The organism is Klebsiella quasivariicola (assembly GCF_002269255.1).
GTDB lineage: Bacteria > Pseudomonadota > Gammaproteobacteria > Enterobacterales > Enterobacteriaceae > Klebsiella > Klebsiella quasivariicola.
The window spans coordinates 4,335,345-4,350,097 of the sequence record NZ_CP022823.1; the positions used below are offsets into that span (position 1 = coordinate 4,335,345).

At 59.2% G+C, this 14,753-nt stretch carries 15 protein-coding genes; 6 read left to right on the forward strand and 9 right to left on the reverse strand.

Annotated elements, in window-relative coordinates:
• Positions 1-44: 44 nt before the first annotated feature.
• On the reverse strand, positions 45-1,244 hold the full coding sequence (locus B8P98_RS21950) for a multidrug efflux MFS transporter (protein WP_025710608.1): 1,200 nt from the start codon (positions 1,242-1,244) through the stop codon (positions 45-47).
• 169 nt (positions 1,245-1,413) lie between these two features.
• Positions 1,414-2,097 carry an extensin-like domain-containing protein gene (locus tag B8P98_RS21955; RefSeq protein ID WP_080897017.1) on the reverse strand — a complete coding sequence of 228 codons (684 nt, stop codon included), beginning with the start codon at positions 2,095-2,097 and terminating at the stop codon, positions 1,414-1,416.
• A 99-nt stretch (positions 2,098-2,196) separates the two neighbouring features.
• Between B8P98_RS21955 and ddlA the strand changes: the two genes are divergently transcribed.
• Positions 2,197-3,294, forward strand: a complete 1,098-nt coding sequence (ddlA, locus tag B8P98_RS21960; RefSeq protein WP_042929014.1) for a D-alanine--D-alanine ligase — start codon at positions 2,197-2,199, stop codon at positions 3,292-3,294.
• 32 nt (positions 3,295-3,326) lie between these two features.
• Here ddlA and B8P98_RS21965 read toward each other — a convergent pair whose 3' ends face one another.
• Positions 3,327-3,530 carry a DUF2754 family protein gene (locus B8P98_RS21965; RefSeq protein ID WP_012968852.1) on the reverse strand — a complete coding sequence of 68 codons (204 nt, stop codon included), beginning with the start codon at positions 3,528-3,530 and terminating at the stop codon, positions 3,327-3,329.
• Between the two features lie 252 nt (positions 3,531-3,782).
• Between B8P98_RS21965 and B8P98_RS21970 the strand changes: the two genes are divergently transcribed.
• Positions 3,783-4,085 (forward strand): YaiY family protein, encoded by a 303-nt coding sequence (locus tag B8P98_RS21970; RefSeq protein WP_025710605.1) that lies wholly within the window; start codon positions 3,783-3,785, stop codon positions 4,083-4,085.
• On the opposite strand, the gene B8P98_RS21975 is transcribed toward B8P98_RS21970, so the two are convergent.
• The 3 genes from B8P98_RS21975 to B8P98_RS21985 all read right to left on the reverse strand — a co-directional run bounded on the left by B8P98_RS21975 (position 4,082) and on the right by B8P98_RS21985 (position 7,057).
• On the reverse strand, positions 4,082-5,188 hold the full coding sequence (locus tag B8P98_RS21975) for a DUF1615 domain-containing protein (RefSeq protein WP_025710604.1): 1,107 nt from the start codon (positions 5,186-5,188) through the stop codon (positions 4,082-4,084). The two genes, B8P98_RS21970 and B8P98_RS21975, sit on opposite strands and share 4 nt — an antisense overlap.
• A gap of 18 nt (positions 5,189-5,206) precedes the next feature.
• The gene (gene sbmA / locus B8P98_RS21980) at positions 5,207-6,427 is read right to left on the reverse strand and encodes a peptide antibiotic transporter SbmA (protein WP_025710603.1); all 1,221 of its coding nucleotides are present in this window, start codon (positions 6,425-6,427) and stop codon (positions 5,207-5,209) included.
• Between the two features lie 117 nt (positions 6,428-6,544).
• Positions 6,545-7,057 carry an isochorismatase family protein gene (locus tag B8P98_RS21985; protein WP_165931886.1) on the reverse strand — a complete coding sequence of 171 codons (513 nt, stop codon included), beginning with the start codon at positions 7,055-7,057 and terminating at the stop codon, positions 6,545-6,547.
• Positions 7,058-7,276: 219 nt separating this feature from the next.
• Between B8P98_RS21985 and ampH the strand changes: the two genes are divergently transcribed.
• From ampH to B8P98_RS22005, 4 genes are all read left to right on the forward strand, one after another.
• Positions 7,277-8,437 (forward strand): D-alanyl-D-alanine-carboxypeptidase/endopeptidase AmpH, encoded by a 1,161-nt coding sequence (gene ampH, locus B8P98_RS21990; protein ID WP_004178722.1) that lies wholly within the window; start codon positions 7,277-7,279, stop codon positions 8,435-8,437.
• A 106-nt stretch (positions 8,438-8,543) separates the two neighbouring features.
• Positions 8,544-9,518, forward strand: coding sequence for a porphobilinogen synthase (hemB, locus tag B8P98_RS21995; protein WP_002890201.1), 975 nt, complete (start codon positions 8,544-8,546; stop codon positions 9,516-9,518).
• 255 nt (positions 9,519-9,773) lie between these two features.
• Complete coding sequence (locus B8P98_RS22000) at positions 9,774-10,223, forward strand: REP-associated tyrosine transposase (RefSeq protein WP_071993228.1); 450 nt, start codon at positions 9,774-9,776, stop codon at positions 10,221-10,223.
• 220 nt (positions 10,224-10,443) lie between these two features.
• Complete coding sequence (locus B8P98_RS22005; protein WP_080924519.1) at positions 10,444-12,162, forward strand: bifunctional ornithine lipid synthase OlsF; 1,719 nt, start codon at positions 10,444-10,446, stop codon at positions 12,160-12,162.
• 142 nt (positions 12,163-12,304) lie between these two features.
• Here B8P98_RS22005 and tauD read toward each other — a convergent pair whose 3' ends face one another.
• Genes tauD through tauB form a run of 3 tightly spaced genes read right to left on the reverse strand, consistent with a single transcriptional unit; the run spans position 12,305 to position 14,744 of the window.
• Positions 12,305-13,156 carry a taurine dioxygenase gene (tauD, locus tag B8P98_RS22010; RefSeq protein WP_004147277.1) on the reverse strand — a complete coding sequence of 284 codons (852 nt, stop codon included), beginning with the start codon at positions 13,154-13,156 and terminating at the stop codon, positions 12,305-12,307.
• The gene (gene tauC / locus B8P98_RS22015) at positions 13,153-13,980 is read right to left on the reverse strand and encodes a taurine ABC transporter permease TauC (protein WP_008805332.1); all 828 of its coding nucleotides are present in this window, start codon (positions 13,978-13,980) and stop codon (positions 13,153-13,155) included. Before tauC ends, tauD begins: the two co-directional genes overlap by 4 nt.
• Positions 13,977-14,744 carry a taurine ABC transporter ATP-binding subunit gene (gene tauB / locus B8P98_RS22020; RefSeq protein ID WP_009307890.1) on the reverse strand — a complete coding sequence of 256 codons (768 nt, stop codon included), beginning with the start codon at positions 14,742-14,744 and terminating at the stop codon, positions 13,977-13,979. The genes tauC and tauB overlap by 4 nt, the downstream gene beginning before the upstream one ends.
• Positions 14,745-14,753 lie beyond the last annotated feature (9 nt).

The window sequence follows — 14,753 nt, forward strand, 5'->3', positions numbered from 1 at the left end:
GGAATAACGCTGACGGTAGCGGGATAAATACCGTCAGCGGAGGTTCAGGCGTTAGCGCGACGGGTGCGGCGCAGCATCCATGCCAGTTGCCAGAGGTTAATGAAGACGATAATGGCGGTGGCAATAAATACCCAGCGGAAGCCGGCCATTGCCGACACCGAAGCGCCAATCAGCGGCCCGGCGACATTGCCCAGATACATAAACGACTGGTTATAGCCAAAGATGCGCCCGGTGACGCTGTCGCTGCTGTATTTCAGCAATAAGGTCTGCACCGCCGGAAGCATCGCGCCATCGGCAAAGCCGAGCAGGAAACGCAGCGTCCCCAACTGCAGCGGGGTGGTGACAAAGGACATGGCGAAGAACATCACCACCGCGCAGCAGAGCGTTGCCAGCAGGATCCGCGAGGTGCCAATGCGGTCGCCTAACTTACCCAGCCGCGGGGCAGAGATCAGCGCCGACACGCCGGGCACCGCGGCAATCATCCCCGCCAGAAAGGCGATATTGTTGCTGTCCGGCGCCATCGATTTGATAAACAGCGCCAGGATCGGGCCAATTGAGCCGTTGCACAGCTGGATCACCAGGGTGGTGAAAAAGAGGCTGATCACCAGCCCCGGGTAAGGCAAGGTGGCAAAAACTTGTTTCCCGGTGAGGCGCTCGCTTTTGCTGACCTGCGGGCGAACGCCCTCTTTAATCAGGAACAGGGTCACCAGGAAACTGATGGTCAACAGGACAGCCGTAATAAAAAAGACCATCCGCAGTCCGACGTGGTCCGCCAGGAAGCCGCCCAGCAGCGGGCCGCCGATCACGCCGCTAATTTGCGCCGTCGACAGTGTGCTTAGCGCCCAGCCGCTGCGCTCGCGCGGCACCTGCGAAGCCACCAGCGCCATGGCGTTGGGAATATAACCGGAGGTTAAGCCCATGATCGCCCGCAGGATAAACAGCTGCCAGACGTTGGTGGCGAAAGCCTGCAGTAAAATGGCGACCGCCATCCCCAGCGAGGCGCGCAGCAGCATCAGCTTGCGGCCTTTGCGGTCTGCCAGGCTTCCCCACATCGGCGAGACGATCGCCGAGACCAGGAAGGTGACGCTGAAGGTCAGCCCCGACCACATCGACAGCGCTTCATGCGAAGTCACGCCCAGCTGGGAGACGTAGAGGGGTAAAAAAGGGAGAATTTGACTGATCGCCAGGCCGGTAAAAAAGCAGCCAAACCAGACGGAGATGAGATTAACCTTCCAGGATTCCATAACTACGCGTATTCATTAATGATTTGTCAATTATTACCTAGCTTAGCAATTTCATTCCGCTGGTGTACTACCATAGATGCGCTGGCGATGAGTTTGGTGTTTTATGACTGGGGAAACGAGCCTGACAAATCATTTTCTGGTTATTGCGCCTGCTCACAGCGCTTTATGCTCAAAAACAGAAACCCTGCCCGCGCATCCCGAAGTGAAAATGGTTGGCGTGAGCCGCATTGTATTCTGGCCCCAGCGCGTTGCCGAAATAGTGGCAACTGTTGCTCAACAGCGCCGCCAGCCAGGGCCGGGAGGTCTCGCTGCGCCAGCCCTGCAGAACGCTGACGCGTCGGCCGTTGGCGAGGCGGAAACCGCTGACGTCCAGCGCGTCCGCCGTGGCGTGTTCACTGCGCCGCGCCTGTGCCCGATGGTAGATATTGCGACAGGCAAAGCTGCCAAGATGATCGATCTGGCGCAGATCGCTCGCCATCAGCTGGCGGGTCAGCGGCTTCGCCTGCTGCTCGACATACAGCGCACTGCTCAGCGCCAGCGGGCAGCTGGCGAGGAAACTGCTGCTCAGCTTCACCGGGCCAAAATTCGCTACCCGCACCACGTTGCGCAGAGGGCAATTTCCCTCGCTGTCGGCCACCGGCTGGCTGGCGATAAGCCGCCGGCGATTAGCCTCCGCCAGCAGGGAGGCACACTGGTCTGCCGTCAGCCCGCGCAGCTTGTATGACGTCAACCAGCCCGGGGGATCGTCCAGCGTCAGCGGCGCCAGCGGATTCAGGTGCGGCGGCAGAGAGCGATATCCCAACAGGCCCGCGCCGAGCAGCCCCGCCAGTACCAGCAGCGTCTTTCCTCTCACGCCCACTCCCGTCAATTGATCAGGTAAATATTATGGCAGCCAGGCAGCGGTTTCACATGGTATGTTATGCCCTTTGATGTAATCTGGATGGAAGTTGAAATGGCAAAGATGAGGGTTGGGATCGTTTTTGGCGGTAAGTCGGCAGAGCATGAAGTGTCGCTGCAGTCAGCGAAGAATATCGTGGAAGCGATTGATAAATCGCGCTTCGATGTGGTTCTGTTGGGTATTGATAAACAGGGTCTATGGCACATTAACGATGCCGGCAACTACCTGCTCAATGCTCAGGACCCTGCCCGCATCGCCCTGCGCCCTTCCACAGTGACTCTGGCGCAGATCCCGGGCCGCGAAGCGCAGCAGCTGATTAACGCCGAAAGCGGCCAGCCGCTGGCGGCCATCGATGTGATTTTCCCGATCGTCCACGGCACGCTGGGCGAAGATGGTTCCCTGCAGGGGATGCTGCGCATGGCGAATCTGCCTTTCGTCGGCTCCGATGTGCTGGGCTCCGCGGCCTGTATGGACAAAGACGTGACCAAACGTCTGCTGCGCGATGCCGGGCTCAGCGTCGCGCCGTTTATCACGCTGACCCGCGCCAACCGCGCGCAGTTCAGCTTTGCCGATGTCGAAGCGAAGCTCGGCCTGCCGCTGTTCGTTAAGCCGGCTAATCAGGGGTCATCGGTTGGCGTTAGCAAAGTTAAAAACGAAGAGCAGTACCATCAGGCGGTGGCCCTGGCCTTTGAATTTGACCATAAAGTGGTGGTGGAACAAGGCATTAACGGGCGGGAAATTGAGTGTGCGGTGCTGGGTAACGATCACCCGCAGGCCAGCACCTGCGGTGAAATTGTCCTTAACAGCGAATTTTACGCCTACGATACCAAGTATATTGATGACCAGGGCGCGCAGGTGGTGGTTCCGGCCGCTATCGCCCCTGAGATTAACGACAAGATCCGCGCTATTGCGGTACAGGCCTACCAGACCCTGGGCTGCAGCGGCATGGCCCGCGTCGACGTGTTCCTCACCGCCGACAACGAGGTGGTGATCAACGAGATCAACACCCTGCCGGGCTTTACCAACATCAGCATGTATCCGAAGCTGTGGCAGGCCAGCGGCCTCGACTACACCAGCCTGATCACCCGGCTGATTGAGCTGGCGCTGGAGCGCCACGCCGCGGACCGGGCGCTGAAAACCTCCATGAACTAAAACCGGCTTTACCGCGCCTGGCAGCGGCGGCCTCAGGCCTCTTCTGCCGGGCGACGACGGATCACCAGGCCCGCGGCCCAGAAGCTTATCACCCAGGTCACCAGACCGACGGCGTAGGATTGCCAGCCCTGAGTCTCAAACCCCAGCAGCCCCACCACCCCGTTGAGAATGAAAATTAACCCCAGCGCCACCGCGTAGTAGTGCCAGTCGCGGCGAATTTTATCAGTGAGCTTCATGCGGCCTCCAACAGCGAAAAACGCATCTTCGCATAGCCGCTCGCGGCGGTCTGTAGCGCAAGGGAGAATGTTGCTGGATTGCGACGTCAGTCTCCCTTTTGCGCTCCTGTGGCACGGTTAACACAACGGCGAAAACAGGATTATTCCTGGACGGCAATTACCAGCAATCTGATACTGACAACGGCGCCTCACTGCCAGAATACCTGCCATAGAGCTGGAGAAAAAACCAGCAGCACAGAGTTAGGAGGGCCTATGGCTGAATTCAGTTTTTCAAAATCGCTTTTGGGAAATAAAAAAAGAGGGGCCCTGACCGGCAGCCATATCGCCTACGGGCTGTTCGTGCTGTTTTGCTGCTGGGCCGGCGCGCAGATGCTCAGTATGTTGATCCACGCCCCGGGGGTCTTTGAACGTCTGATTCAGGCGCAGGACGCCGGCCGTCCACAAGTTGACATCAGCCTCGCCGTAGGTACCCTCTTTGGCCTGATCCCGTTCCTGATCGGCTGCTCGTTCATCGGGCTGCTGGCGCTAATCGTGCGCTGGCGTCAGCGCCGTTAACGCCGCGCCATACAGTTAGCCCGCCGCTCATCGACCCGTTTCGCAAACCACGCCGTCGTCAGATTACGGGTAATTTTCGGACTCTCAAGCTGGATCCCCGGCAACATTTCCCGCGGCAGGGCTTTGCCCGCTTTTTTATCGGCAAGACGGAAAACCTGTTGATAGAGATCGGTCTTCTCAAACGCCAGGCTGTCGCCCTTTTTCAGCTGACGATGGATCTCGCTGTCGCTCATTCCCAGCTGACCCGCCAGACGGCGCACCGCCAGCTCGGTATTACCCGGTTCATCGCTGTCGTAGCGGATAAGGTCGCCATCGAGCGCCAGCTTCACCCCGCTGGCTTTCACCACCGCGTTCTGGAAGGCGGCGTTACGGCTGGCATACCAGCCGGCGTTGAAATCGGCAAAGCGGTACAGCGGCACGCTGTAACTGGCCGGGTAGTTCAGCAGATGATAGGTGCCAAACCACAGACCACCGCGCAGGCTAAAGACCTCCTGGCGCACCGTGCCGTTCATTTTCCACGGGTAGCCGGAGGTGTGCTGCTCGGCAAAGGCAATGCTGACCTGCATCGGCCCGCCGGTATGCACCGGGTTAAGCGAACCGAACAGCTTCTGCCCCATCGGCACCATCCCGATAAAGTCATCAAAAATAGCGCTCAGCTGCTTTTCCGTCTTCACGTTGTCCAGACGGTCGCTGTAGCTTTTGCCGTTTGGCGAGGTGATCTTCAGCGCGGTATGGACCAGAAACAGCGGAATGTGCATTTTTTCCGCCCGGCGGTCGATCTCCTGCCAGGCAATTTTATTCAGCCCCGGCACTACCGGATCGGACTGATAGTTAGACTCCTGCTGCGCCACCGCCAGCACCGAGCAGACATTCTCTTCCGTCGGCGCCAGCTTCTGGCTGTCAAACGCGGTAGCGATGGCCTGCGCCCAGGCCTCTCGATCCTTAACGCTGGCGGGCATTTTCTGCCGCACCACCGACGCCACGTCTACGGGCTTCTCCCCCTCTTTCAACACCGGGGCCTGCTGGCTGGTACAGGCGCTCAGCACCATCGCCGCCAGCAGCGGCAACGAACCGGGAATAATGCGCGATAAACGTGCGGCCATCATGCTTCCTTGTCTTGATTAACGTAATGTCGGGATCGCTTCCTGCAGCGGTTTGCCGTCCAGCTCGCGTTCAAAACTACGCAGACGTTTATAGATGGACATCAGTTCCACCAGCGTCGTCCACGAGCTGATCAGGTACTGGAACGAACCGCGCACCTGGCCGAAGACGTTGGTAATTTGCGTCATCAGCCCAAGGGTAATCGTACCGGCAACGATCGACGGAAACAGCAGGAAAAGGCCGAAAACGTTATCCACCTGCAGATAGAGAATGCGGGCGATATTGAAATACATATAGTGGAAATAGAGACGGAAATAGTTGCGACGCACTGCGCGGAACAGCTCGCGCACCGTCGGCGGCGTGGCGCGGGTTTCATCGTCCTCGCCGTAGACCAGCTCTTTACGATACGCCGCTTCCACGCGCTGGTTTTTAAACTCCAGACCCGGCAGCTTAATCCCCACCACCGCCAGCAGGCCGGTGCCCATCAGCGACCAGACGATAGCGGCAATCACCAGGCCATACGGCAGATGACCAACGATGGGCAGGTCGGGAACGTGTTCGGAGAGCGTCACCAGCACCGGCAGGAAGGCGATCAGGGTCATCACCGCGTTGATAAAGCTCACCCCCATATCTTCGAGGGTGGAAGCAAAACGCATGGTATCTTCCTGCACACGCTGCGCGGCGCCTTCGATATGGCGCAGATGCTGCCAGTGGGCCATATAGTGTTCGTTCATCGCCGTGCGCCAGCGGAAGACGTAGTGGCTGACGAAGAAGTTGTTCATCACGCCAATGATCACCGCGATGATCGCGATGCCGAGAAAGACGCCGATTTCCTGATAAAACTGGTTGATGCTGACCTTATGCGGGGTGGCCAGCGCGCTCTGGATCAGGTCGTAAAATGGCGCGTACCAGGCGTTGATCGCCACGCCCACTTCCACCAGAAACCAGGTGACGAAGATGATGAGCGACGTGCCGAGAATCGACCAGTACTGCCAGCGATGGGGGCAGTAAATAAACCAGAAGATCGCAAACACGCCGACGCAAAACAGATAGTAAGCGTAGAACACCAGATAATTAAGCGACCAAAAGCGCGCCGCGCTGATTGCCACATTGTGCGATGCTCCGGTGACCCGCAGCAGCCAGTCGCCGCCGCCCGCCTGCCAAAAAATCACGGCCAGTAGCGACCAGATTAAGGCAGAAATAAAAAACGGCCCCGGTTTGGGGAAAAAAGATTTAAACATCATTGTCTCCTGCTAACTTCTTATCGTTCTGCTATTGCTGTGTACGACGCATACGCCGGCCGCCGCGTGGGTGCGCTCTCGCGGGGCAGACGAATGATAAGACCGGATATCAACAGCTTAGTTCTGCTGCCAGGCGTGCAGAATTGTTTCTGTGGGTTTCACCTGTAAAGGATTGCCAGGAACGGTCAGCGTACGCCACACCTCATTGTAGTGGGCGATAAGCGTCGCGGCCGGCGCGGCGGGACGGTCGGCGGTGGTATGGGCATCTTCCGCGACAACGATGCCGTAACCACGGCTGGCGCCGTTTTTAATGGTGGTGTCGAGGCAGTAGTCGGTGGCGCAGCCGCAGATGACGAACTGCTGGATGTCGTGTTCGCGCAGCACCTGCGCCAGCGAGGTGTGGTAGAAAGCGTCGCAGGCAGTTTTGGTGACATACAGCGCGCCAGCTGGCTGTTCCAGCTCGGGAAGCAGGGCAAAGCCTTCGCTGCCGGCTTCGAGGCCACCGGCTTCATCATGCTGAATGAAAATGACCTTGTCCGCCGCACGCACCAGACGGTTTATCTGCGCGACGCAGCGCTCGCGCGCCAGACGCGGCGTGGCAAACACGCCATTTTGCATATCCACGACCATCACTACCCGTTGAGCCGTCATTGTTCTCTCCCACGAACGTTCAGCCAAACGGCCATCATACGCGCCGGCGAAAAAAGCCGATATCCGAAAGCGTAAAAAAGTCTTTTTTACGCACCGTTACCTTTTTCCTGCAGGAATGTCGTGAATCCCACTTTGTTCTGCGCCACTTCGTAGTATAAATACCCTCTTCTCTTTTATTTATTTAATGGATGATCTCCGTTGAAACGTAGTTTGCTCATTTTTGCTGCGCTGTGCGCGGCGTCGTGGACCTCGGTGCAGGCCGCACAGCCTACCGTTGACCCGGTTTTCGCCTCGGATGTGGTCGATCGGTACGCCAATCATATCTACTACGGCAGCGGCGCCACCGGCATGGCGCTGGTGGTTATCGATGGCAATCAGCGCGTTTTTCGCAGCTTTGGCGAAACCCGCCCGGGGAATAATCAACACCCGCAGCTCGACTCGGTGATCCGTATCGCTTCTCTCAGCAAGCTGATGACCAGCGAAATGCTGGTGAAACTTCTCGACCAGGGCGTGGTGAAACTCAACGATCCGCTGAGCAAATACGCCCCGCCGGGCGCCCGGGTGCCTGACTGGCAGGGAAAACCGATCACCCTGGTGAACCTCGCAACCCATACCAGCGCCCTGCCGCGCGAGCAGCCTGGCGGCGCCGCTCATCGTCCGGTGTTTGTCTGGCCGACCCGCCAGCAGCGCTGGAACTGGCTCTCAACGGCGACCCTGAAAACCGCGCCGGGCTCACAGGCGGCCTACTCCAATCTGGCCTTCGATTTACTGGCGGACGCGCTCTCCACCGCCGCCGGCAAACCGTATCCGCAGCTGTTTGAAGAGCAGATCACCCGGCCGCTTGGGATGAAGGACACCACCTTTACCCCGTCACCGGATCAGTGCCAGCGGCTGATGATCCCGGAAAAAGGCGCCAGCCCCTGCAACAACACCCTGGCGGCGATCGGCAGCGGCGGGGTCTACTCGACGCCGGGAGATATGATGCGCTGGATGCAGCAGTTCCTGTCATCCGATTTCTATACCCGCAGCCAGCAGGCCGACCGAATGCAGACGCTGATTTATCAGCGCAACCAGTTGACCCGGGTGATTGGTATGGATGTGCCGGGCCGGGCAGACGCGCTGGGTCTCGGCTGGGTGTACATGAAGCCAAAGAATGGCCATCCGGGAATTATTCAGAAGACCGGCGGCGGCGGCGGGTTTATCACCTATATGGCGATGAATCCACAGGCTAACGTCGGCGCTTTTGTGGTGGTGACCCGCTCGCCGTTAACCCGCTTCAACAATATGAGCGACGGCATTAACGATCTGGTCAGCGAGCTGAGCGGCGCACAGCCCAACATGCAGACGGCCAGCCAGTAAGCCCGGGAGAGGTTTCGCCGATGCGACATAACGATCGTTTTGGCGAAACATCCTGCTGCCATTTCAGTTACACTAACGTCTTTCATTTCACAAAATCAGGCAAACCATGACAGATTTAATCACTCGCCCCCGCCGCCTGCGTCAATCCGCTGCGCTGCGCGCCCTGTTTGAAGAGACAACACTGAGTTTGAACGACCTGGTGTTGCCGATCTTTGTTGAAGAAGAAATTGATGATTACAAAGCGATCGAGGCCATGCCCGGCGTGATGCGCATTCCGGAAAAATATCTGGCGCGCGAGATCGAACGCATCGCCAACGCCGGGATCCGCTCGGTGATGACCTTTGGCATCTCTCATCACACCGATGCCACCGGCAGCGATACCTGGAATGAAAATGGTCTGGTGGCGCGTATGTCGCGGATCTGTAAGTCCACGGTGCCGGAGATGATTGTGATGTCCGATACCTGCTTCTGCGAATACACCTCCCACGGCCACTGTGGCGTGCTGTGCGACCACGGGGTGGATAACGACGCGACCCTGGAAAACCTCGGCAAGCAGGCCGTTGTCGCTGCCGCCGCGGGCGCGGATTTCATCGCCCCTTCCGCCGCGATGGATGGACAGGTGCAGGCGATTCGCCGCTCGCTGGACGCCGCCGGCTTCACCAATACGGCGATCATGTCCTACTCGACCAAGTTCGCCTCTTCCTTCTACGGCCCGTTCCGCGAAGCGGCCGGTACCGCGCTGAAGGGCGATCGTAAAACCTATCAGATGAGCCCGATGAACCGCCGGGAGGCCATTCGTGAGTCGCTGCTTGATGAAGCCCAGGGCGCCGACTGCCTGATGGTGAAACCGGCTGGCGCCTACCTGGATATTCTGCGCGACATCCGCGAACGCAGCGATCTGCCGCTCGGCGCCTATCAGGTCAGCGGGGAGTACGCGATGATCAAATTCGCCGCCCAGGCCGGGGCTATCGATGAAGAGAAAGTGGTTCTGGAAAGCCTCGGCGCTATCAAACGCGCGGGCGCCGACCTGATCTTCAGCTATTTCGCCCTCGATCTGGCCGAGAAAAAAATCCTCCGTTAAATCAGTCTCTCCCCGGTAGCGCTTCGCTTACCGGGGCTACCAAACCTCATCTCCGATGTGCTGCATTTATCGCGACCACCACACCGTAGCCCGGATAAGGCGCTTGCGCCGCTATCCGGGGACAGGCGCTAACCACTATCTGTAGCTGAAATTTTGCGCGCCGCTTTCCATCTTCTGCGCCTTCTCCTTGGCGTACCGGATTTCGCCTTATAACGTGTTAAACCACATCATAAATACCGAATTCCAGGAGATCCTGTGGTTGCTTATCGACGTTATTACATTAAAGGGGGAACCTGGTTCTTCACCGTTAACCTTAAAGACCGTAGAAGCATGCACCTAACTGAAAACATAGAATTATTGCGCTACTCTGTCGCCATTGTTAAACAACATCGCCCCTTTATGATTGATGCCTGGGTGGTGTTGCCTGAACATCTCCATTGCATCTGGACACTACCTCATAATGATGACGATTTTTCTTCACGCTGGAGAGATATCAAAGGCTGTTTTACCAGAACGTTAAAACGACAACCCCTTTGGCAACCGCGCTTCTGGGAGCATGCCATACGCGATGAAGATGATTACCGTCGACACGTTGATTACATCCATATCAATCCACTTAAACATGGCTGGGTCACCCGAGTGATCGATTGGCCATTTTCAACCTTTCATCGCGATGTCCAGCGCGGGCTATATCCCCCAAATTGAGCTGGCGATAGCTTTGATCTTAGCTGCGGTGAACGCCTATAGCTTCTCCCCGGTGGCGCTGACGCTTACCGGGGCTACAAATCGGCGCCAACCGTAGCCCGGATGAGGCGTTAGCCGCTATCCGGGAAACCTCCCCCGCTGCGACCGAAACTTCACCCAACTGTAATCTGAACGACATCTCTACCTTCTACTGTCTGGGCAGGACGGAGGAGGAGCCACTATGTTTAGTCTCGACAACGTACTCGATGACCTGTGGCCTCAGGCGAGGCCCGCCCCCTGGCAAAAGAAACTGTTAAAAAAGCTGTTTTATGAGGAAGAGTTTCAACAATTTGCCGACCGTCATCGCCATCTGAAGGGGCTTGATACGGTCGAACAGGTACTGGAATACCTCAATATCCGTTGTGCCATCCCGGCACACGATCTCGAACAAATCCCCGAATATGGCCCGCTGGTCATTATCGCCAACCACCCCACCGGCACCCTCGATGGCCTGGCGCTCCTGTATGCGGTATCCCGCGTGCGCCGCGATGTCAAAGTGGTCACCAACCGCATGCTCACCCACCTTGAGCCCCTGAGCTCGCTGTTTATCCCGGTGGATAACATTCATGGCCGCACCGCTAAAGCAGCGCTGCAGCAGATGGACCAGCAGCTGCAGGCCGGCGGGGTGCTGATCTTCTTCCCGGCGGGGGAAGTCTCCCGTCTGACCCGTCGCGGCATCCGCGATAAAAAATGGCACTCCGGCTTTATTAAGCTGGCGGCAAAATATCGCGCCCCGCTGCTGCCGGCGTGGATTAACGCCCGCAACAGCGCCCTGTTTTACGCCAGCACGCTGGTCTCCGACAACCTGCCGCTGCTCCTGCTGATGCAGCAGATGTTTCGCCGGCGCAACAGCAGCCTGCCGGTGCGCATCGGCCAGCAGATCCCCTGGTCGAGCTGGTTCGATGCCAAGTCCAGCGCTCGCGAGCTTACCGGCCGCTGCTATCAGCACCTTGAACAACTGCGCAAAGGGCTGCCGGGGCAGTTCAAAACCGAAAGCGCCATCGCCCGTCCGGAAGACCGGGCATTGCTCAAACGCGAACTGCATAAGGCCGAGTGTCTGGGCCGCACCGCCGACGGCAAAGTGATTTACCTCTGGCAGCGCAACGGCCAGGAGGACGCGCCGCTGCTGCGCGAGCTGGGGCGTCTGCGGGAAATCGCCTTCCGCGCGGTCGGGGAAGGCAGCGGCAAACGGCGGGATATCGACGGATATGACGACGACTATCTGCATCTGATCCTGTGGGATGAAGACGATCTGGAAATCGTCGGCGCTTACCGCTTTATGCCGACGGCCATCCAGCTGGCACAGCGCGGCCTGAAAGGGATCTACAGTTACAGTCTGTTCCATTACGACGGGCGGATGGACGATGTCCTGCAGCACGGCATTGAGCTGGGGCGCAGCTTTATCCAGCCGCGCTACTGGGGGCGTCGCGGGCTGGACTACCTGTGGTCCGGCATCGGCGCTTATCTGGCGCGCTATCCGCACTATCGCTATCTGTTTGGTCCGGTGTCGATTTCTGGCGGATTGCCGCCCGCCGCCCGCGATCTGCTGGTGGCATTCTACCGGATGTGGTTCCCGGCGACGCATCCGCTGGCGGAGTCGCGTCGACCTTATCCGGCGTCGCTGCCCGACGTGCTGGCGCAGTTTGGCGGGGAGGATTACAACGACGACCTGGCCCGGCTGAAGTCCCTGCTCGGCAACCTCGGCTGCGCGATCCCGCCGCTGTATAAGCAGTACTCGGAAGTGTGCGAGCCGGGCGGCGTGCAGTTTATCGATTTCGGCAGCGACCCGGATTTCAACAACTGCGTGGATGGTCTGGTGCTGGTGGATCTCACCTACCTGAAGGCCAATCGCTACCAGCGCTATATTGGCGCGCATCTGGGTGCGCAAAAATCGGCATAAAAGCTTTTTCCCGGCTTGCGGCGCGTTGCGCCTTAGCCGGGCTACCGTTTCCGACGGATCGGTAGCCCGGAAAAGGCGCGTCAGGCGCCGCCTCCGGAAAGCAGCGGGCAATGTTCTCCGCGGCTCGCGGCTGATACAAGCCTTACCCCGCCCGGTAATACGGCTTATCGCCGAGGATCGTCGCCCGGTGCATGATCCGCCGCTGAGGCAGATAGTCGGCGTTGGCGTAATGCTGCGTCACCCGGTTATCCCAGATAGCGACATCGTTCGGCTGCCAGCGCCAGCGCACCTGAAACTCCGGTTTAGTGACATGAGCAAACAGGAAGTTCAGCAGCGCTGCGCTCTCTTTCTCACTCACCTCGACAATTCGCGTGGTAAAGCCTTCATTAACGAACAGCGCCTGCTTGCCGGTCACCGGGTGGGTACGCACTACCGGATGCAGCAGCGGCGGATGCTTCGCCACCGCTTCCTGCCAGCGCCGATGCTCGGCTTCGGTCTTGTTGTACTTATACTCCTGGAACGATTTGCGGAAATCGTGTTCGGCATGCAGGCCGCTCAGCAGCTGCCGGAAGGGTTCTGACAGCGCTTCCCAGGCGGCGATGCCGCTGGTCCACAGGGTGTCCCCGCCGGTCGTCGGCAGCTCTTTCGCCGCCAGAATGGCGCCGGCGGGCGGCGTGTCGATAAAGGTGACATCGGTATGCCAGTTGTCATTATCCGGCGGATTATCGTTGTGGGTATCGAGGACGATAATCTCCTCCACCCCTGGGGCGTGAGGGTAGACCGGATGGATATGCAGGTCGCCAAACCGCAGCGCCAGATCGCGCTGTTGCGCCGGGGTGATATTCTGCTCGCGCAGGAATACCACCTGATGACGCAGCACCGCGTGATACAGCTGTTCAAACTGGTTGTCGCTCAGCGGACGGGTTAAATCTGCCCCGCTCACCTGCGCGCCAATATACGGCCCCAGCGGGGTAATGCTCAGACGTTCACTCATTGTACTTCTCCATGCCAGGGCGTCAGGCGCCGCTGCAGCGCGCGCAGACCCAGTTCCAGTAAAAAGGCGATAATGGCAATCACCGCGATCCCCGCCAGCACCACATCGGTGGCGAGAAACTCGCCGGCAGACTGCACCATAAATCCTAATCCGCGGGTGGCGGCGATCAGCTCAGCGGCCACCAGCGTTGACCAGCCCACCCCGAGACCAATGCGCAGCCCGGTGAGGATCTCCGGCAGCGCGCCGGGCAGGATCACCAGCCACAGCACCTGCGCCCGGCTGGCGCCCAGCGAACGGGCGGCGCGAATCCGCACCTGCTGCGCGCTTTTTACCCCTGCCAGCGCCGACATGGCTACCGGCGCGAAAATCGCCAGGTAGATCAGCAGGATCTTAGAGGTTTCACCGATGCCAAACCAGATCACCATCAGCGGTAAGTAGGCCAGCGGCGGCACCGGACGATAGAGTTCGATCAGCGGGTCGAGGATCCCGCGCACCGTTGAGTTGAGCCCCATGGCGATCCCCACCGGCACGCCGATAAGCACTGCCGCCAGCAGGGCGATAACGATCCGCGTCAGGCTCGCCGCCAGGTGCTGCCAGAGCGTCGCATCCATAAAGCCCTGCGGCCCGGCGATAGTGATAAGCTTTTGCAGCACCTGGCCCGGCGGCGGCAGAAACAGCGGACTAATCAGCTGCAGCGCCGCGACCGCCCACCAGACGGCCAGCAATACCGCCAGGGTCGCCACGCTGAGGGTAAGCTGACGGGAGAGCGGCCAGCGCCATTTCAGCGTCGTCTGACGCGGTTTGTCGTTCAGTACCACGCTCATGAGAAAGCCTCCCGTTGGTCAAACACCCGGCTCAGAATGTATTCCCGCTGTTCAATAAACTGCGGGTCGGATTTGATGCTGCGGCAGGATTCGCCCGCGACAAAGCGACGGCTGAAATCAAGCCGCAGTCGCTCCACCACCCGTCCCGGCCCCGGCGACAGCAGCACCAGCTCGGTGGCCATAAAGATAGCCTCTTCAATGTCATGGGTGATCAGCAGCACCTGTTTGCCGGTCTCATGCCACAGCTTCAGCAGCAATGTCTGCATCTGCTCGCGGGTAAAGGCGTCAAGCGCGCCGAAGGGTTCATCCAGCAGCAACAGCTGCGGATTCGCCGCCAGCGCCCGGGCGATGCCCACCCGCTGACGTTGACCGCCGGACAGCTGCCAGATAAAGCGCTTTTCCGCCCCTTCGAGGCCGACCTTCTTCAGCATCTGCGCCGCCGCTTGCCGGCGCTGCGCTTTATCCACGCCCGCCAGCTGGAGGCCCAGCGCCACGTTATCCTGCACATTGCGCCACGGCAGCAGACCTTCATTCTGGAAGACCACCCCGCGCTCTGCGCCCGGCCCGGTCACCCGCTGACCTTCGAGGGTGATGCTGCCGTGCTGATAGGGCACGAATCCGGCAATCAGGTTCAGCAGAGTGGTTTTACCGCAGCCCGAAGGCCCCAGCACCACCAGCAGCTCCCCACTCTCCAGCGTCAGATTGATATCCGCCAGCGCCGGTTTACCGCCGTAGTCGGCGGAAAGATGCGAGATTTGCAGCATCGCCGCCTC